The 18,496-nt window shown below is 42.4% G+C and carries 14 protein-coding genes; 12 read left to right on the top strand and 2 right to left on the bottom strand.

Features of this window, described 5'->3' with window-relative positions; genetic code table 11:
• Position 1: 1 nt before the first annotated feature.
• Complete coding sequence (leuB, locus tag PR800_RS16200; RefSeq protein WP_181488268.1) at positions 2–1,090, bottom strand: 3-isopropylmalate dehydrogenase; 1,089 nt, start codon at positions 1,088–1,090, stop codon at positions 2–4.
• Positions 1,091–1,092: 2 nt separating this feature from the next.
• On the bottom strand, positions 1,093–2,670 hold the full coding sequence (gene leuA / locus PR800_RS16195; protein ID WP_166267630.1) for a 2-isopropylmalate synthase: 1,578 nt from the start codon (positions 2,668–2,670) through the stop codon (positions 1,093–1,095).
• 892 nt (positions 2,671–3,562) lie between these two features.
• Between leuA and leuO the strand changes: the two genes are divergently transcribed.
• From leuO to mraY, 12 genes are all read left to right on the top strand, one after another.
• On the top strand, positions 3,563–4,531 hold the full coding sequence (gene leuO / locus PR800_RS16190) for a transcriptional regulator LeuO (RefSeq protein WP_102137382.1): 969 nt from the start codon (positions 3,563–3,565) through the stop codon (positions 4,529–4,531).
• A 320-nt stretch (positions 4,532–4,851) separates the two neighbouring features.
• Positions 4,852–6,684, top strand: a complete 1,833-nt coding sequence (locus tag PR800_RS16185; RefSeq protein WP_272531140.1) for an AMP-dependent synthetase/ligase — start codon at positions 4,852–4,854, stop codon at positions 6,682–6,684.
• A 371-nt stretch (positions 6,685–7,055) separates the two neighbouring features.
• The gene (gene ilvI, locus PR800_RS16180) at positions 7,056–8,783 is read left to right on the top strand and encodes an acetolactate synthase 3 large subunit (RefSeq protein WP_102137786.1); all 1,728 of its coding nucleotides are present in this window, start codon (positions 7,056–7,058) and stop codon (positions 8,781–8,783) included.
• 2 nt (positions 8,784–8,785) lie between these two features.
• The gene (ilvN, locus tag PR800_RS16175) at positions 8,786–9,277 is read left to right on the top strand and encodes an acetolactate synthase small subunit (protein WP_004262045.1); all 492 of its coding nucleotides are present in this window, start codon (positions 8,786–8,788) and stop codon (positions 9,275–9,277) included.
• 84 nt (positions 9,278–9,361) lie between these two features.
• Positions 9,362–10,372 (top strand): catabolite repressor/activator, encoded by a 1,011-nt coding sequence (gene cra / locus PR800_RS16170; RefSeq protein ID WP_102137384.1) that lies wholly within the window; start codon positions 9,362–9,364, stop codon positions 10,370–10,372.
• Between the two features lie 698 nt (positions 10,373–11,070).
• Positions 11,071–11,529 carry a division/cell wall cluster transcriptional repressor MraZ gene (gene mraZ / locus PR800_RS16165; protein WP_102137385.1) on the top strand — a complete coding sequence of 153 codons (459 nt, stop codon included), beginning with the start codon at positions 11,071–11,073 and terminating at the stop codon, positions 11,527–11,529.
• Positions 11,530–11,531: 2 nt separating this feature from the next.
• On the top strand, positions 11,532–12,485 hold the full coding sequence (gene rsmH, locus PR800_RS16160) for a 16S rRNA (cytosine(1402)-N(4))-methyltransferase RsmH (protein ID WP_102137386.1): 954 nt from the start codon (positions 11,532–11,534) through the stop codon (positions 12,483–12,485).
• Positions 12,485–12,805: a cell division protein FtsL gene (gene ftsL, locus PR800_RS16155; protein WP_102137387.1), complete on the top strand. Its 321-nt coding sequence runs from the start codon at positions 12,485–12,487 to the stop codon at positions 12,803–12,805. Before rsmH ends, ftsL begins: the two co-directional genes overlap by 1 nt.
• A 12-nt stretch (positions 12,806–12,817) precedes the next feature.
• Positions 12,818–14,584, top strand: a complete 1,767-nt coding sequence (gene ftsI, locus PR800_RS16150) for a peptidoglycan glycosyltransferase FtsI (RefSeq protein ID WP_166267636.1) — start codon at positions 12,818–12,820, stop codon at positions 14,582–14,584.
• Positions 14,571–16,058 (top strand): UDP-N-acetylmuramoyl-L-alanyl-D-glutamate--2,6-diaminopimelate ligase, encoded by a 1,488-nt coding sequence (gene murE, locus PR800_RS16145; protein WP_272531139.1) that lies wholly within the window; start codon positions 14,571–14,573, stop codon positions 16,056–16,058. Before ftsI ends, murE begins: the two co-directional genes overlap by 14 nt.
• The gene (murF, locus tag PR800_RS16140) at positions 16,055–17,419 is read left to right on the top strand and encodes a UDP-N-acetylmuramoyl-tripeptide--D-alanyl-D-alanine ligase (protein ID WP_166267640.1); all 1,365 of its coding nucleotides are present in this window, start codon (positions 16,055–16,057) and stop codon (positions 17,417–17,419) included. Before murE ends, murF begins: the two co-directional genes overlap by 4 nt.
• On the top strand, positions 17,413–18,495 hold the full coding sequence (gene mraY, locus PR800_RS16135; RefSeq protein ID WP_004262035.1) for a phospho-N-acetylmuramoyl-pentapeptide-transferase: 1,083 nt from the start codon (positions 17,413–17,415) through the stop codon (positions 18,493–18,495). The genes murF and mraY overlap by 7 nt, the downstream gene beginning before the upstream one ends.
• Position 18,496: the final 1 nt, after the last annotated feature.

The following is an 18,496-nucleotide window of genomic DNA, read 5'->3' as shown; positions in this document are numbered from 1 at the left end:
GTTAAACCCCTTCTGCAATATAACGAGCAATAATATCGCCCATTTCACTGGTACTTATTGACTGACCTGCACCTGCTAAGTCTGATGTTCTATAACCTTCTTCTAAGGCTTTATTGACTGCGCGTTCGATGGCATCTGCGGCATCGGCTTGGTCTAAGCTAAATCTTAGCAGCATGGAAGCAGATAAAATTTGTGCGATTGGGTTAGCAATATTTTTTCCAGCAATATCTGGTGCAGAGCCGCCCGCAGGTTCATACAAACCAAATCCTGCTTCATTCAAGCTCGCAGAAGGCAGCATGCCCATGGAGCCAGTGATCATCGCACATTCATCAGAAATGATATCGCCGAACAAGTTAGAACATAACACCACATCAAACTGAGATGGGGCTTTGATCATTTGCATGGCCGCGTTATCAATATACATATGGCTGACTTCAACATCTGGATATTCTTTTGCGATTTGATTGACCACTTCACGCCATAATACTGAGCTTTGCAATACGTTTGCTTTGTCAATTGATGTGACTTTGTTATTACGTTTGCGAGCCGATTCAAACGCAATACGTGCAATGCGCTCGATTTCATAGCGGTGATAAACTTCAGTATCAAATGCATACTCTTCTTGGCCTTCACCTTTACGGCCTTTGGGTTGACCGAAGTAAATCCCACCGGTTAATTCACGCACACAAAGAATATCAAAGCCTTGAGCTGCGATGTCTGCACGTAATGGGCAAAATGCTTCTAATGCTTGATATAAACGAGCAGGGCGTAAATTACTGAATAATTTAAAATGCTTACGTAAAGGTAATAATGCACCACGCTCAGGCTGGCTGTCGGGTGGCAAGTGTTCCCATTTCGGCCCACCGACAGAACCAAATAAGACAGCATCAGCTTCCTCACAACCTTTTACAGTGGCCTGTGGTAATGGCTCACCGTGTTTGTCGATTGCCGCACCGCCCACATCATACTCAGTGGTGTTGATTGTTATTGCAAAACGTTTGCTGATAGCAGCTAAAACCTTGTGAGCTTGCGCCATCACTTCTGGACCGATGCCATCACCCGGTAATACGGCAATTTTATAACTAGACATTGTTAAACAGCTTCCTTTGTGTTTGATTGTGATTCTTGATTTATTTTTTGTTTTTCTTTTTCAACTTGCTCTGAGCGCCAAATGCTATTCAACACATGCACCATGGCTTTTGCTGATGATTCGACGATATCTGTCGCTAACCCCATCCCGTGGAACTTACGGTTATGGCACTCAACCACGATATCCACTTGACCTAATGCATTTTCACCGTGGCCTTTAGCCGATAACTGATAAGAGACTAATTTCATAGGGAATTGGGTAATGTTGCTGATGGCTTGATAGATAGCATCAACAGGGCCATTGCCGGTTGCCGCTTCAGATTTTACTTCATCGCCACACTGCATTTTGACTGTCGCTGTTGCGACGATACTCGAGCCTGATTGTGTACTGAAATAGTCCATGACGAAGTGGTCAGTCTCATCTTGTTGTTTTGTGAAGAAAGCCAAAGCTTCTAAGTCATAGTCAAAGACTTGGCCTTTTTTATCGGCTAAATTCAAAAATGCAGTATACAATTCATCCAATTTGAAATCTTTACCTTCGTGATACCCCATCTCCTCCATACGGTGCTTAACAGCGGCGCGGCCAGAACGTGAGGTTAAATTCAATTGCTGTTCTTTTAAACCAATGGACTCTGGCGTCATAATTTCGTAGGTTTCACGGTTTTTCAGCACACCATCTTGGTGAATTCCTGATGAGTGAGCAAATGCGTTGCTGCCGACAACCGCTTTATTGGCTGGGATTGGTGTATTACATAATTGGCTAACTAATTGGCTGGTACGGTAAATTTCTTTGTGATTAATATTGGTATGCACATTCAACATTTGTTCGCGCAATTTAATGGCCATAATCACTTCTTCTAATGCCGTATTGCCTGCGCGTTCACCTAAGCCGTTGATGGTACCTTCTACTTGGCGGGCACCGGCTTGCACGGCACTGATTGAGTTAGCAACGGACATCCCTAAATCATCATGGCAATGAACAGAAATAACGGCTTTATCAATATTAGGCACTCGGTTATACAAATCAGTGATAATACCACCAAACTGGTAAGGTGTTGTATAACCGACAGTATCTGGAATGTTAATCGTGGTTGCGCCTGCATTAATCGCGGTTTCTACAATGCGGCACAAATTGTCGGGATCAGTACGGCCGGCGTCTTCACAGGAGAATTCAACGTCGTCGGTATAGCGTCTAGCGCGCTTGATGGAGTTGATTGCCATATCCATTACACCATCAAATGATTTATTTAATTTTTTCTCCATATGCAAGTTGGAGGTGGCTAAGAAAATATGAATACGGAAAGCTTCGGCAACTTTTAATGACTCGGCGGCCACATCAATGTCATTTTCAATACAACGCGCTAATGCGCAAATTCGGCTATTTTTTATTTCTCTCGCGATAGTTTGAACAGATTCGAAGTCACCCGGTGAAGAGACTGGGAAACCAGCTTCAATGATATCAACGCCTAAACGCTCTAATGCGAAGGCGATTTGTAATTTTTCTCTGACTGACAAACTTGCCTGTAATGCCTGCTCACCGTCGCGTAAGGTGGTATCGAAGATAATGACTTGGTTGCTCATATTGTGTTCCTCATATCGAATTTTGTTTTTACTTAGCGTTATGTTCTTCCAAAGCCGCAGGCATAAAAAAACCCGCGGGTTGCGCGGGTTCTTCATGTTTGTGGACAGTTTATTTCTATTTTTCGTCCATAAGCATACCGCGCAAATTTAATGCGAGTAGTAGTAGGCTTAGTAGGCGAATAGAAAATGTCATTTTAACTGTCTCTCTTGAGTATCTTAATCAAACTGTATTTATTGATACGTTATCTTAAAGTTAATGTCAATCATAGATTTTTAGCATATTTTTACCAATCATGAATTATGGCTCTCGCTTGGTGGTTGTTGCTATTTTTTTGGTGTATCTCTTCTGTTTTATCTGGATTTCTATGTAGTTATAAGGGTAAAATTCTTTCGTTAAGTGTGGTTGAGTGTTGTTTTGATTAAACTCATTGATTTTTATGTGGTTTTTATTGTTTTGATGTGAAGTGAGACTCAATACAGGGAATAAATCATCTTCGCCAATACTTTTTAATTAAGTTAATTATCTAATAAATGAGTATTTAAAAAATAATCTGATAATGAGAATATTTATTGATTCTAAATGCGATTTATTATGATTTCTTGCAAAAATTGCTTTATTATTTTTATGGTGAGTGAGCGAAAGGCTAATAAGTGGTTATCATTCATTATGTTGATGAATATTTACGTTTTATAATGATATTTATACTGCAAGTTTAATTAATAGGTTAAGTAATATAAACGTCGTTTTAATAAATGCAGGGAAAGCGAAATAGCTTATTATCTATAAGTTGTTTTAAGAATAATATTTAATGAATTTATATATTCGTCGGTTTTTAAGATGAATGACTCTTTTCGTTAATGAAAAATGATAAATATATTAGTGGAGTAAAAAATGACTGATTTTGATACAATTTCAACAGCTAAAAAAGACAGTAGCGATATTCATTTGCGTAATGTTGACCTCAACCTATTAACGGTTTTTGACGTAGTGATGCAGATGCAAAACGTAACAAAAGCGGCGCAAGTTCTAGGGATGTCTCAGCCTGCAGTGAGTAATGCAGTTTCACGTTTAAAATCAATGTTTAATGATGAATTGTTTGTGCGCTATGGGCGTGGTATTCAGCCGACATCTCGTGCTAAGCAACTGTTCGGGCCTATTAGGCAAGCATTACAATTAGTTCATAATGAGTTACCTAGTGCAGGCTTTAATCCGCAAAATAGTGAGCGAGTATTTAATTTATCTATTTGTTCGCCATTAGACATTCGTCTGGCTGCTATTATTGTCGAAAAATTTAAGGTAGTCTCGCCTAATATTAATATAGTTATCCACTCTTTCATGGATAATAAGATTGCTCATCAATTAAAATACCAAGAAATGGATTTTTTCCTTGGCTATAACCAATTAGAAAAGGCAGAGTTCCAACATCAAGTTTTATTTGATGATGAATTGGTCTTAGTAGTTGCAAATCATCATCCACGTATTGGTAATTCAATTTCTGAAATTGAACTAAATAATGAACGTCATGCCATTATGTCGATGGATAACATGGGGTCATTTAGTAAACCTTATTACAATAATACTGAGTTATCGCATACGATTAGCTATCAAGGTACTGACTTAAATAGTGTATTGAGCATTGTTGCTCAAACGGATCTCGTGGCTATTGTACCCAAATGGCTAGTGGGTCATTACTTTGGCCAACTGAAATTACGTACATTAACATTACCTTGGCTTAGGGACTCACTACCTTGCTATTTAACGTGGCATGAATCAACGGTTAGAGATAAAGGCCATCAATGGATGAAATCTCAATTTAACCAATTGATTGAAGAACTCCCTGAACAAGCCGCAGCAGCGTAGAACGCCTATTTAAACATTGTGAGAGGTTGTAGGCTGTCCTAGACATGATGAAAAATAAATAGTCATTTTGTTAAGGCTTACAATCTCTATGTTCTTGCAGACGCACCTATAAATATACACACCAATAAGGTAATTAACTCATTATAGTTAGCCCTATGATGTGTTTTGTTGCAGACATAACATTTGCAAAAAATTTACATATAAATGCTTTTCACGCATCTCTTTAGTCGATACACTGCGAATATTCAGCTAACACTTGTAAGCTGAAATAATAAGAATGGTTAAGTGCTTGTGAATGTGCCGGGTAACTTATATCGATAATGACTTATAGGGAATACACTTTGATTACTGAAAATCTATATCCATACCACTTGGTTAATCGCTTACGTAGCAGGGTCACTGCACACGAATCAGCGAACCGGATAGCTTTCAGTCAATGGGATAACGGGCAACGAAGCTCATTAACGTGGGGTGAGGTAGGCGATCGTACATCAGCGATTTCTCTGCGTCTCTTAGCATTAAACGTTATCGCACAAGAAAATATTGGGTTATTTGCCCATAACAGTATGAACTGGTCATTGGTTGACTTTGCCGCGCTACAAATTAGGGCAGTCACGGTGCCACTTTATGCAACTAGCAGTATCGAGCAAGCCGCGTATATTATTAATGACGCGAATATTAGAGTGCTGTTTGTTGGGGACGATGCGCAATATCAAGTTGCATGCCAATTACCCGCTCTTTGCCCTCAATTAACGACGATTGTTGCGATGAATGACAATGTTGAGTTAGCTGATATCTCAATCGACACATTGCATTTATCCACCTTTATGGCGCAATCACAAGCGACATACCAAGCAGAACTTGATGAACGCATCGCTGCACATAATCTCAGTGATTTATTCACCATCATCTATACATCAGGCACCACCGGAGAACCAAAAGGCGTTATGTTGGATTACTACAACATGGCTGCGCAACTGTATCTCCATGACGAACGATTACAACTAACTGCTGATGATGTCTCTTTAAGTTTCTTACCACTTTCACATGTTTTTGAACGTGCGTGGAGCTTTTACGTTATGCACGTTGGCGCACTAAACGTTTATTTAACGGACACCAATCAGGTCCGGGAAGCGTTAGCTGAGATAAAACCAACAGTGATGTGTGCGGTTCCTCGTTTTTATGAAAAAGTTTATTCAGCAATACAAAGTAAAGTAGCAAAAGCGCCTCTAGTGCGTAGAGCGCTATTTCGCTGCGCAATATCTCTTGGCAAGCAGCGTGTGAAAGCCTTAGCTAAAGGCCGCAAACCCTCTTTTATTAACCGCGCTATTTTCCCGATAGCCGATAAACTGGTACTCAATAAAATTCGTGAAGGATTAGGTGGACGAATTCGCTTCATGCCAGCCGCAGGCGCTCGTCTAGATGACGATGTGATTGCGTTTTTCCTTTCCGCAGGGGTAAACATCAAATATGGCTATGGTATGTCAGAGACCTGCGCCACGGTATCTTGCTGGGAAGAGGGCAAATACCCATTAGGCTCGATTGGTACACCGCTATCTTCTGTTTCAGTGCGTATTGGCAGGGACGATGAAATACAAGTGAAAGGGCCGGTGGTTATGAAAGGCTATTACAACCGCCCGATTGAAACCTTAGATACGTTTACAGCAGATGGCTGGCTTAAAACGGGTGATGCAGGGAAAATTGACGAACAAGGCAATTTATATATTACAGATAGACTAAAAGATTTAATGAAAACGTCTAACGGAAAATATATTGCACCACAAATGATTGAAGGCGTATTAGGGCAAGACAAGTTTATTGAGCACATTGCAGTCATTGCCGATGCACGCAAGTTTGTTTCAGCGCTGATCGTACCTTGCTATGAGAGCCTAGAAGAATATGCGAACTCAATAAATTTGAAATATCGGGATCGTTTAGAACTCTTAAAAGACTCGAATATTGTGGCATTATTTGAAAACCGTTTAAGAGATTTACAGAAAAATATCGAAAACTTCCACCAAGTTAAGCGCTTTACTTTGTTACCCACAACTTTTTCAATGGAAAAAGGCGAATTAACACCGACTTTAAAGCTGCGACGTAAAATTATTTCTGAGCGCTATCAATTAGAAATTGAATCAATGTACAAAGAATAATTTATAACTTAAGTAACCTAGCTTACCCGTATTATGGGTAGGTTGGGCCTTGTTTTTGTTCTATTTTTATCAATTTATTCAGATAATCGCTTAATATCACAATTTTAACGGTGCCAACTAATTAAATTGGCACTGTATTTTCATTCATACCAGTCATTTTTCCTCCCATTATTTTTATCTGCAGTCAATTTATCTATCAAATACCCATGTTCAAGATGATGTGAAAGTTTCGTGATCCTTGCACTGAAATGGTGTTTGCTTCGTTTCAGCCAGAGCGATATGTTAATAGCACGAATTTCATAATTTAAATGATAAAAATAAAGGGGTAGATCATACCTCTTCACTTGCAAATAATGTCTGGGGGCAAACTCATGGAGATGTTGTCGGGAGCGGAAATGGTCGTCAAATCGTTGATTGACCAAGGAGTAAAGCACGTGTTTGGTTATCCAGGCGGTGCAGTATTAGATATTTATGATGCACTTCATACAGTTGGCGGGGTAGAACATATATTAGTGCGTCATGAACAGGCTGCGGTGCATATGGCGGATGGTTATGCACGTTCAACAGGGGATGTTGGGGTCGTGTTAGTGACATCCGGCCCTGGGGCAACGAATGCTATTACTGGTATTGCGACCGCGTATATGGATTCTGTACCGATGGTGGTGTTATCGGGGCAGGTTGCAAGCTCGCTAATTGGTAATGATGCGTTCCAAGAGTGCGACATGGTTGGGATCTCAAGGCCAATAGTTAAACACAGTTTTTTAATTAAAAGCGCAGAAGAAATTCCTGAAACTATTAAGAAGGCTTTTTATATTGCGGCAAGTGGGCGCCCCGGTCCTGTAGTGATTGATTTCCCTAAAGACACCGTTAACCCTGCCTTAAAGTTTGCTTACCGTTATCCCGAAAACGTTTCTTTGCGTTCTTATAACCCAACGTTGCAAGGCCACAAAGGGCAAATCAAAAAAGCATTAACCAAATTGGTTTCGGCAAAAAAACCAGTTTTCTATATTGGCGGGGGTGCGATTAACGCGAATTGCTCTGCTGAACTTATTGAGTTGGCAGAAAAACTGCAATTACCAGTGGTATCAACCTTAATGGGATTAGGGGCTTTCCCAGAAACTCACAAGCAGTCTGTCGGGATGCTTGGAATGCATGGAACTTACGAAGCCAACAAGGTTATGCACAACTCTGATGTGATTTTTGCCGTTGGGGTTCGTTTTGATGATAGGACAACGAACAATTTAGAAAAATACTGCCCAAATGCGACAGTCATTCAAATTGATGTTGACCCAACGTCTATTTCAAAAACAGTTAATGCGGATATCCCAATCGTGGGTGATGCGAAACTCACATTAAAGCAAATGTTAGGTCAGTTAGACCAAGCTTCAGCTAAACAAGATAGCCAAGCACTCACCTCATGGTGGAAAGAAATTGAACAATGGCGTAGTAAACAATGCTTACGCTACGAAACAAGCCAAACCAAAGTTAAACCACAACAAGCCATTGAAATGATTTACCGTTTAACAAAAGGTGAAGCCTATGTGACGTCTGACGTTGGGCAGCACCAAATGTTTGCGGCATTGTATTATCCCTTTGATAAACCTCGCCATTGGATAAACTCAGGAGGGCTTGGAACGATGGGATTTGGTTTGCCTGCCGCATTAGGGGTGAAATTAGCGCATCCAAAATCAACCGTTGTCTGTGTGACGGGGGATGGCAGCATCCAGATGAACATCCAAGAGCTTTCAACCGCTCTGCAATATGGCTTACCGGTTTTGGTTCTCAATTTAAACAACGGTTTCTTAGGTATGGTAAAGCAGTGGCAGGATATGATTTATCAAGGCCGTCACTCACAATCCTACATGCAGTCATTGCCTGATTTCATCAAGTTAGCGCAAGCGTATGGCCACGTTGGTATTTCAATATCAACACCTGATGAACTGGAAGAAAAACTAAAACAAGCCCTTGTTGAAGTGAATGAAAATCAGCGATTAGTCTTCGTTGATGTCAATATTGATGAAACTGAGCACGTTTATCCAATGCAGATCCGTGGTGGTGCAATGGATGAAATGTGGTTGAGCAAAACAGAGAGGACCTGATCATGCGTCGTATTTTATCCGTTTTATTAGAAAATGAATCAGGTGCTTTGTCCCGTGTCATCGGTCTGTTTTCTCAGCGTGGTTATAATATTGAAAGTTTGACCGTTGCACCAACAGATGACCCAACCTTGTCACGTATGACTATCCAAACGAAAGGGGATGCAAAGGTTCTTGAGCAAATTGAGAAACAACTGCATAAATTGGTTGATGTGTTGCGTGTCAGTGAGCTGACGGCGTCAGCACATATCGAACGTGAAATCATGTTAGTGAAGCTACAAGCCTCTGGATATGGGCGTGACGAAGTGAAGCGTTGTGCGGATATTTTCCGTGGACAAATTGTTGACGTCACTCCAACGCTTTATACCGTTCAGCTAGCGGGAACAAGCGAAAAACTGGATGCTTTCATCGAATCAGTACGTGGTGTTGCTGAAATTGTTGAAGTTGTACGCTCAGGGATCGTCGGTGTTTCACGCGGTGATAAAATTATGCGATGAAAAATTTATCATCCGAAGGTAGAATAAACGCGTTTAAGGCCCCGAATGACTCGGGGCTATTCCCAAAATTGTAAAGAGGTTAACGTGAAACTGGATGAGATAGCCCGTCTAGCGGGTGTTTCCCGCACAACGGCTAGTTATGTGATCAACGGCAAGGCCAAGCAGTATCGAGTCAGCGATAAAACTGTAGAAAAAGTGATGGCAGTCGTCAGAGAACACAATTACCATCCAAATGCAGTTGCTGCGGGGCTACGAGCAGGGCGCACCCGTTCGATTGGGTTAGTGATCCCTGACTTGGAGAATACTAGCTATACCCGTATAGCAAATTACCTTGAAAGGCAGGCGCGTCAACGTGGTTATCAATTGCTGATAGCATGCTCGGAAGACCAACCCGACAATGAAATTCGTTGTGTTGAGCACCTTTTACAGCGGCAAGTTGATGCGATTATTGTCTCGACAGCATTACCGCCAGAGCACCCGTTTTATCAGCGTTGGGCGAACCGTTCGTTACCGATTATCGCACTTGATAGAGCCCTTGAAAAAGAACACTTTATTAGTGTCGTTGGTGATGACCAAGAAGATGCTTTCATGATTTCAGCAGAATTACGCAAATTTAAAGCTGAGTCAGTGTTGTATTTAGGGGCGTTACCTGAACTGTCAGTCAGTTATCTACGCGAACAAGGTTTCCGTAAGGCGTGGAATGAAGACCCGCGCAAGATTGATTACCTGTATGCAAATAGCTATGAACGCGATTCAGCCGCAGAGGTGTTTGCGCATTGGCTGGATAGCGGTAATGAGATGCCAGACGCGTTATTTACAACATCATTTTCCTTACTACAAGGTGTCTTGGATGTTGCGTTGAAGCGCAGTGGTCGTTTACCTGAGCACATGGTTATTGCCACATTTGGTGATAACGAGCTATTAGATTTTCTTGAATGCCCAGTGTTGTCCCTTGCACAGCGCCATAGAGATATCGCTGAACGTATCTTAGAACTGGTTCTTGCCAGCCTTGATGAAAAGCAAAAACCAGAAGCGGGTATTACTCGTATTCGTCGTGATTTATGTCGCCGCGGAAGCTTAGGTCGTAAGCAGTAATAAAACAGGCCTAACTTTAATCGAATAGTGAATATTTACACGATAATGAGTGATGTTAGTCACAATAATGAGTAATATAACGGCCCCTATCTTGTAGGGGCTTTTTTTTTATAGGCTAAAAATAGGTAAATATTTAACTTTAGGATTTATCTTAATATATTTATTGCTGATTTTAAAATGAAAGCTAAATTGGATTATGAAATTAATACAAATTTATTGTGGGTGTATTATTGATTCGTGCGATAAATATTTAAAATTGAATACTGTTTATTAAAACAGTTATTTATTGTGTTGATATTTAATGATTTTATTTTTCTTTCGGGGTGATTTTATCATCACTAGATATTAACGATTATTTGAGGACTCAATAAAAGTAAATTACCGGTACAAGATATACTGATTAAAAATGAGACATAAGTTGAATTTATGATGATTTGTATGATTTTGCAGCAATCTATAGTGATCACGCTTATTTAAGTTGCACTCTATAAAATATATTAATTATATCAACCTGTTATTTCCCATTTTCTTTCCAAGTTATATTTTACCTATCCTTATTTTTTCTGAATTGTTCTGTAAATAAAGCTAAAGCTGAGTGCGACTGGCTTGACAACGTTTTCATACCATTCGTAAACTTTATATGTGGTGAATTGTGGGGTAAAGTGGGTGAGTTGAAAATAAAAGGGGTATAATCGGGTATGTTTCGTGGGGCAACACTGGTTAATCTCGACAGCAAAGGGCGTCTAACCGTGCCGACTCGTTACCGAGGTATGCTGAACGAGGAATCGAAAGGGCAAATGGTCTGTACCATTGACCTTCACCAGCCGTGCCTACTGCTTTATACCTTACCGGAGTGGGAGATTATCGAAGAAAAGCTTTCTCGGTTATCGACGATGAACCCAGCGGAACGACGCGTGCAACGGCTGTTACTGGGCCATGCAAGTGAATGTCAAATGGACAACGCGGGGCGTCTTTTGTTAGCCAATACATTGCGTCAGCATGCAGGGCTAACAAAAGAGGTCATGTTGGTTGGCCAGATTAATAAATTTGAACTTTGGGATGAACAAACTTGGTATCAGCAAGTGGAAGATGACATTGCCGCTGAGCGCCTTACCAATGAACCACTTTCAGCCCGCTTACAGGATTTGTCACTTTAATAATGACGCAACAGCAATTTAAACACGTAACAGTATTACTGGATGAAGCCGTGAACGGCTTAAACATTAAACCTAACGGTATCTATATCGATGGCACATTTGGGCGTGGGGGCCATTCAAGGCTGATATTAAGCCAGCTTGGCGAACAAGGGCGGTTGATCGCCATTGACCGTGACCCAGAAGCGATAAAAGCAGCTCAAGCAATTGATGACCCTCGTTTTATGATTAAACACGGCCCATTTTCTGCGATTGCAGAGTATGTGGAAGAAGAAGGTTTAGTTGGGCAAATTGATGGTGTATTGCTGGATTTAGGCGTCTCTTCACCGCAGTTAGATGACCCAGAGCGTGGCTTTTCATTTATGCGTGACGGGCCGTTAGATATGCGAATGGACCCAACCAAAGGGCAATCTGCACAGCAATGGTTGATGGACGCAGAAGCGGATGACATTGCTTGGGTTTTAAAAACTTTTGGTGAAGAACGTTTTGCGAAACGAATTGCGAGAGCGATTGTTGAGCGTAACCATAACCCAGAAGAAGAGCCATTAACGCGCACACGGCACCTGGCTGAATTAATCGCAAAAGTTAGTCCGATGAAAGATCGGCACAAACACCCAGCGACGCGTAGCTTCCAAGCCATACGGATTTATATCAATAGTGAATTGGAAGAGATAGAAAAAGCGCTAGAAGGCGCAATGAACGTTTTAGCTCCACAAGGTCGTTTATCGGTTATTAGCTTCCATTCTTTGGAAGACAGGTTAGTAAAGCGGTTTATCCGCAAAAATAGTAAAGGGCCATCAGTACCAGCAGGTATTCCGCTAACTGAAACGCAGATTAAAGCATTAGGCGCAGCGCAGTTACGTGACCTAGGCAAGATGAAACCTTCTGAAAACGAAATTGACGAAAATCCACGCGCACGGAGTTCTGTGTTGCGGTTTGCTGAAAAGGCGGCGGAATAATGGTTCCAGAAAGGCACAGCCTAGCACGCGTCATTGGGCGTGATTTATTTCGTTATGGCATCGTTCCTTTGATTTTATTGTCTGCAATTATAATTAGTGCCGTTTTTGTCGTGACTACCGCACATGAAACGCGTTTGTTAACGGCCGCAAAAGATAAATTGTATGAAGAAAAAGACTTATTAGATATCGAATGGCGCAATCTGATCCTTGAAGAAAATGCCCTTGCGAGCCATAGCCGAATAGAACGTTTATCGGTTGAAAAATTACAGATGGTACAAGTTGAACCATCACAAGAAAAAATTATTGTTTCTAAGCAATAAAAAAGGTTCCTAATGAAAGCACCAAAAACAGCGAAAAATAAGAAACAAGAAGAAAGCACCAGCTTTGTCCGCTGGCGCTTTATTTTGCTGTGCGGATGCATTGTCTTGGCGTTAGCAGGGTTGCTAACTCGGGTGGCTTATCTGCAAATTATTGCGCCAGAGAAACTGGTGAAAGAAGGCGATATGCGTTCTTTACGAGTGCAAGAAGTTGCAACCTCTCGAGGTATGATCAGCGACCGAGAAGGGCGGCAACTGGCGGTAAGTGTGCCAGTCAATGCGATTTGGGCAGACCCCAAAGAGGTGTTTGAAAAAGGGGGGATCAGCAATGACGAACACTGGAAAGCACTGGCAGACGCACTTGAAATTCCACTAGAACAAATTACGAGCAAAATATCGGCCAATCCAAGAGGCCGTTTTGTGTATTTAGCGCGCCAAGTTAACCCCTCTATTGGCGATTACGTTAAAAAACTAAAAATACCGGGTATTTACTTACGTAAAGAATCTCGTCGTTATTACCCATCAGGCCCAGTTACCGCTCACTTATTGGGGGTAACAAACATTGATGGTGAAGGGATTGAAGGGGTTGAAAAAAGCTTTGACCGTTGGTTAAAAGGTGCGCCGGGCGAACGTACAGTCCGCAAAGACCGTAATGGGCGAGTGATTGAAACGATTTCGTCTATTGACAGCCAAGCTGCGCATAATTTGACATTAAGTATTGATGAACGAATTCAATCGATTGTTTACCGTGAACTAACACGTGGCGTGCAGGAAAACAAAGCTGAATCGGGTGTGGCAATTTTAGTGGATGTTCATACCGGTGAAATTTTAGCTATGGCGAATAGCCCATCCTACAACCCAAATAACTTAACCGGTACATCAATGGATGCAATGCGTAACCGCGCCATTACGGATATTTTCGAACCGGGTTCGACGGTAAAACCGATGGTGGTAATGAGTGCGCTACATAACAGAATTATTAAAGAAAACTCAGTAATTAATACTTATCCATATCGTATTAGCGGCCATGAAATCAAAGACGTAGCACGGTATGCAGAGCTAACAATTACTGGGATTTTACAGAAGTCGAGTAACGTAGGTGTTTCAAAACTTGCGTTAGCGATGCCTGCCACTGAGCTGGTGGATGTGTATAGCCGCTTTGGGTTTGGCAAGCCGACTAATCTGGGGTTAGTCGGGGAAAGTAGTGGCATCTTTCCAAGTAAAAAAACACGGTGGTCTGATTTAGATAGGGCCACCTTTTCTTTTGGCTACGGGCAAATGGTAACACCGTTACAGTTAGCGCGAGCCTACGCAACCATTGGTAGTTTTGGTATTTATCGGCCGCTATCCATCACAAAAGTTGATCCTCCTGTGTCAGGAACACGCGTTTTTCCTGAACCAATCATGCGAACAGTGGTTCATATGATGGAAAGCGTGGCTTTACCCGGAGGCGGGGGAGCACGAGCGGCAATTAAAGGCTACCGTATTGCGATTAAAACAGGGACTGCGAAAAAAGTGGGTCCTGAAGGGCGTTATATTAATAAATATTTAGCTTACGCTGCTGGTGTTGCTCCTGCGAGCAATCCACGCTATGCGTTAGTGGTGCTTATTAATGAGCCAAGCGCGGGTAGTTATTATGGTGGTGCAGTATCTGCACCGATATTTGGTTCGATTATGGGCGGCGTTTTACGGTTGATGAACGTTGAACCTGATGCATTGCAACCAAATGAACAAAATGAAATTGTAAATAGTCAAAAAGAGGTTAAAAGTGGCAGATCGTAATCTTTGTGATCTACTCTCACCCTTTGGTGTGAGCACAACTCCAATCTCACTACGTGAGATGACGCTAGACAGCCGAAAGGCTGCCGCGGGCGATCTGTTTATTGCAATAAAAGGCCATCAATCGGATGGGCGACACTATATTCCTCAAGCGATTGCTCAAGGGGTTTCCGCTGTGATAGCGGAAGCAGAAGGTGAAGCCGTTGAAGGCGAAATTCGTTTTGTTCACGGTGTACCTGTTATTTATTTAAATGACCTGAATAACCGTTTATCAGCTCTTGCGGGTGAGTTTTATCAGCAGCCATCAGCAAATATGAAACTTGTTGGCGTGACCGGTACTAATGGCAAAACAACCACGACACAATTAATTGCTCAGTGGGCTCATGGACTAGGGGAAACTAGCGCTGTAATGGGAACTGTGGGTAATGGCTTATTAGGCCATGTATCACCAAGCGAAAACACCACAGGCTCTGCGGTAGATATCCAACTTGAATTGACTCAGTTATTAAACCAAAAAGCGACATTAACCGCGATGGAAGTGTCTTCTCATGGCTTAGTGCAAGGTCGTGTTGCCGCTTTACAGTTCGATGCCGCTGTGTTTACTAATTTAAGCCGTGATCACCTTGACTATCATGGTGACATGGAGAGTTATGAAGCCGCGAAATGGCTATTGTTTTCTACACATAATGCAAAATCGCAAATCATCAATGCAGATGATGTTATTGGCTTGAAATGGCTACAACGTTTACCACAAGCTTGCGCTGTTACGATGGAAAACCGTATCCCAGCAGACTGGCAAGGGCCATGGTTGAAAGCCACTGAAGTGGAATACCACGACAAGGGCGCGACCATTCATTTTGACTCCACTTGGGGCAAAGGCGCATTTGAAAGCCCACTGATGGGGGCATTTAATGTCAGCAACTTATTAGTTGCAATGGCAACCTTGCTAATGATGGAGTATCCATTGGATAAACTGCTTGCGGCGGCCTCTTCATTGTCACCCGTTTGCGGTCGAATGGAAGTGTTCAGTGCACCAAACAAACCGACCGTTGTTGTTGATTATGCACATACACCAGATGCGTTAGAAAAAGCCTTAGCGGCAGCGCGTTTACATTGTAAAGGGCAACTTTGGTGCGTATTTGGGTGCGGTGGTGACCGTGACAAAGGCAAGCGCCCTCTAATGGGAGCAGCCGCAGAAGAGTATGCAGATAAAATCGTTATCACTGACGATAACCCACGCAGCGAAGACCCAATTGATATTATCAACGACATCATGGCGGGCTTATTAGATTCGAGCCGTGCTTTGGCCATTCCGGGTCGCCCAGAAGCCGTGACAAACACCATTTTACAAGCATCTCCTGATGATGTGATTGTGATCGCTGGTAAAGGTCATGAAGATTATCAAATTATTGGCAATCGTAAATTAGATTACTCAGACCGTTTAACGGTAGCACGTCTGCTGGGGGTAATCGCATGATCTCGCTAACACTCGCTCAATTGGCACAAGTAACTCAAGGGCAGGTTGAATCTGTTGCAGATACAACGCTCTTGATTAGCGCAGTGAGTACGGATAGCCGCAAAATTGCTGAAAATTGTCTCTTTATTGCTTTAAAAGGTGAACGCTTCGACGCCCATGATTTTGTACAGCAAGTGGTGGTTTCGGGAGCGAAAGCATTACTCGTTGAGCGCAAACTGGAAGTGGATTGCCCTCAAGTCATCGTAAAAGACACGCGTATTGCGATGGGCCAATTAGCAGCATGGGTTCGTCAGCAAAGTAGAGCTCGAATTGTTGGTTTGACGGGGTCTTCAGGCAAAACATCGGTCAAAGAAATGACCGCATCCATATTATCTGAGCGCGGTAAAACTTTATATACTGCCGGTAATTTAAACAACGATATTGGTGTGCCTTTGACACTATTTCGTTTAACCCATGATGATGACTTCGCTGTGATAGAAATGGGTGCTAATCACCCAAATGAAATCGCCTACACAACCAATATTGTTAAACCAGAAGCGGCGTTAGTTAACAATTTATTTGCTGCGCACTTAGCGGGCTTTGGTTCACCTGAAGGGGTTGCTAAAGCGAAAGGTGAAATTTATCAAGGCGTTCCTGAAGAAGGAACCGCGATTGTTAACCTTGATAGCTACAGTGAAAAATGGCAGTTTCAGCCACGCCAAACAGTGTGGCATTACTCGCTAACGCCACAAGCAAAAGCGGATTTCTATCCTTCTGATATCCAAGTGAAACAGCTGACTACGGATTTTGTGTTACATACCCCTGTTGGAAGCGTTGATATCACTTTGCCATTACCAGGGCTACATAATATCGCGAATGTATTAGCAGCGAGTGCATTGGCGATTTCAGTTGGCGCTAGCCTAGAAGACATCAAAAACGGCTTAGCAAAAACACAAGCAGTACCAGGGCGTTTATATCCAGTGCGCTTGAGTGAGCACAAAGTGGTATTAGACGACACTTATAACGCGAATGATGGCTCGATGATTGCGGCAATTCATGTCCTTGAAAAAATGCCGGGCTACCGCATCTTGGTGGTTGGGGATATGGGAGAGCTGGGCGATTATGCAGAAGATTGCCATCAGCGTGTTGGTGTTGCCGCTAAGCAGGCTGGCTTAGACAAAGTATTCAGTGTTGGTCAATTAAGTGAGTTGATCAGCCAATTTAGTGAGTGTGGTGAGCATTTCACAGTGAAAGCAGATTTATTAACCCGACTAATTCCGCTAGCACAGCAGAAGGACGTTGTTTCTATTTTAGTTAAAGGTTCACGCAGCTCCGCGATGGAAGATGTGGTGAATGCATTGAAGGAGTGCTTCGAATGTTAGTCTGGCTTGCCGAAATGTTGGTCCACAAGTTTTCTGTTCTGAACGTCTTCTCTTATTTGACGTTCAGGGCCATTGTCGGTTTGCTGACAGCACTCGCTATTGCATTGTGGATGGGGCCTCATTTAATTGCTTACCTACAAAAAATGCAAATTGGTCAAGTCGTTCGTAACGAAGGCCCTGAGTCTCACTTTAGTAAGCGTGGAACCCCAACCATGGGCGGGTTATTGATTTTATTTTCAATCACCGTTTCAACGTTGCTATGGGCTCGCTTAGACAACCCTTACGTTTGGTGTGTTCTGCTTGTGCTCGTTGGGTATGGTATTGTCGGTTTTGTTGATGATTACCGTAAAGTGGTACGCAAAGATACTCGTGGTTTAATCGCCCGTTGGAAATATTTCTGGCAATCCGTGATTGCGTTAATTGTTGCCTTTTCCATGTACGCGATTGGTAAAGATACCCCGGCAACTCAGTTAGTTGTGCCATTTTTCAAAGACGTAATGCCACAGCTGGGCATGCTGTATATTTTGCTGACGTATTTTGTGATTGTTGGAACCAGTAACGCCGTAAACCTAACCGATGGTTTGGATGGCTTAGCTATCATGCCAACGGTATTTGTTGCAGCAGGTTTTGCATTAGTGGCATGGGCAACAGGTAACGTCAATTTTGCCAGTTACTTACATATTCCATTCTTACCCCACGCAGGTGAATTAGTGATTGTCTGTACTGCCATTGTTGGAGCAGGGTTAGGCTTCTTATGGTTTAACACTTATCCAGCGCAAGTATTTATGGGGGATGTTGGCTCATTGGCGCTTGGTGGTGCTCTAGGGACTATTGCGGTATTACTGCGCCAAGAGTTTTTATTAGTGATCATGGGCGGTGTGTTCGTCGTTGAGACGCTGTCAGTTATTTTACAAGTCGGTTCATTTAAATTGCGCGGACAACGTATTTTCCGTATGGCACCAATTCACCACCATTATGAATTGAAGGGTTGGCCAGAGCCACGTGTTATCGTGCGTTTCTGGATTATCTCGCTAATGTTAGTCCTGATTGGGCTGGCAACCTTGAAGGTGCGTTAAT

It is taken from the genome of Providencia sp. PROV205, from assembly GCF_028479505.1.
In the GTDB taxonomy this organism is placed as follows: domain Bacteria; phylum Pseudomonadota; class Gammaproteobacteria; order Enterobacterales; family Enterobacteriaceae; genus Providencia; species Providencia huaxiensis.
Note: the sequence above shows the minus strand (reverse complement) of the source record. Positions and strands in the feature narration are given on the sequence as shown.

Bases quoted from the DNA above. Each gene is read 5' to 3' on its own strand.
- leuB (WP_181488268.1), bottom strand. From the start codon at position 1,090: ATGTCTAGTTATAAAATTGCCGTATTACCGGGTGATGGCATCGGTCCA.
- leuA (WP_166267630.1), bottom strand. From the start codon at position 2,670: ATGAGCAACCAAGTCATTATCTTCGATACCACCTTACGCGACGGTGAG.
- leuO (WP_102137382.1), top strand. From the start codon at position 3,563: ATGACTGATTTTGATACAATTTCAACAGCTAAAAAAGACAGTAGCGAT.
- PR800_RS16185 (WP_272531140.1), top strand. From the start codon at position 4,852: ATGACTTATAGGGAATACACTTTGATTACTGAAAATCTATATCCATAC.
- ilvI (WP_102137786.1), top strand. From the start codon at position 7,056: ATGGAGATGTTGTCGGGAGCGGAAATGGTCGTCAAATCGTTGATTGAC.
- ilvN (WP_004262045.1), top strand. From the start codon at position 8,786: ATGCGTCGTATTTTATCCGTTTTATTAGAAAATGAATCAGGTGCTTTG.
- mraZ (WP_102137385.1), top strand. From the start codon at position 11,071: ATGTTTCGTGGGGCAACACTGGTTAATCTCGACAGCAAAGGGCGTCTA.
- rsmH (WP_102137386.1), top strand. From the start codon at position 11,532: ATGACGCAACAGCAATTTAAACACGTAACAGTATTACTGGATGAAGCC.
- ftsL (WP_102137387.1), top strand. From the start codon at position 12,485: ATGGTTCCAGAAAGGCACAGCCTAGCACGCGTCATTGGGCGTGATTTA.
- ftsI (WP_166267636.1), top strand. From the start codon at position 12,818: ATGAAAGCACCAAAAACAGCGAAAAATAAGAAACAAGAAGAAAGCACC.
- murF (WP_166267640.1), top strand. From the start codon at position 16,055: ATGATCTCGCTAACACTCGCTCAATTGGCACAAGTAACTCAAGGGCAG.
- mraY (WP_004262035.1), top strand. From the start codon at position 17,413: ATGTTAGTCTGGCTTGCCGAAATGTTGGTCCACAAGTTTTCTGTTCTG.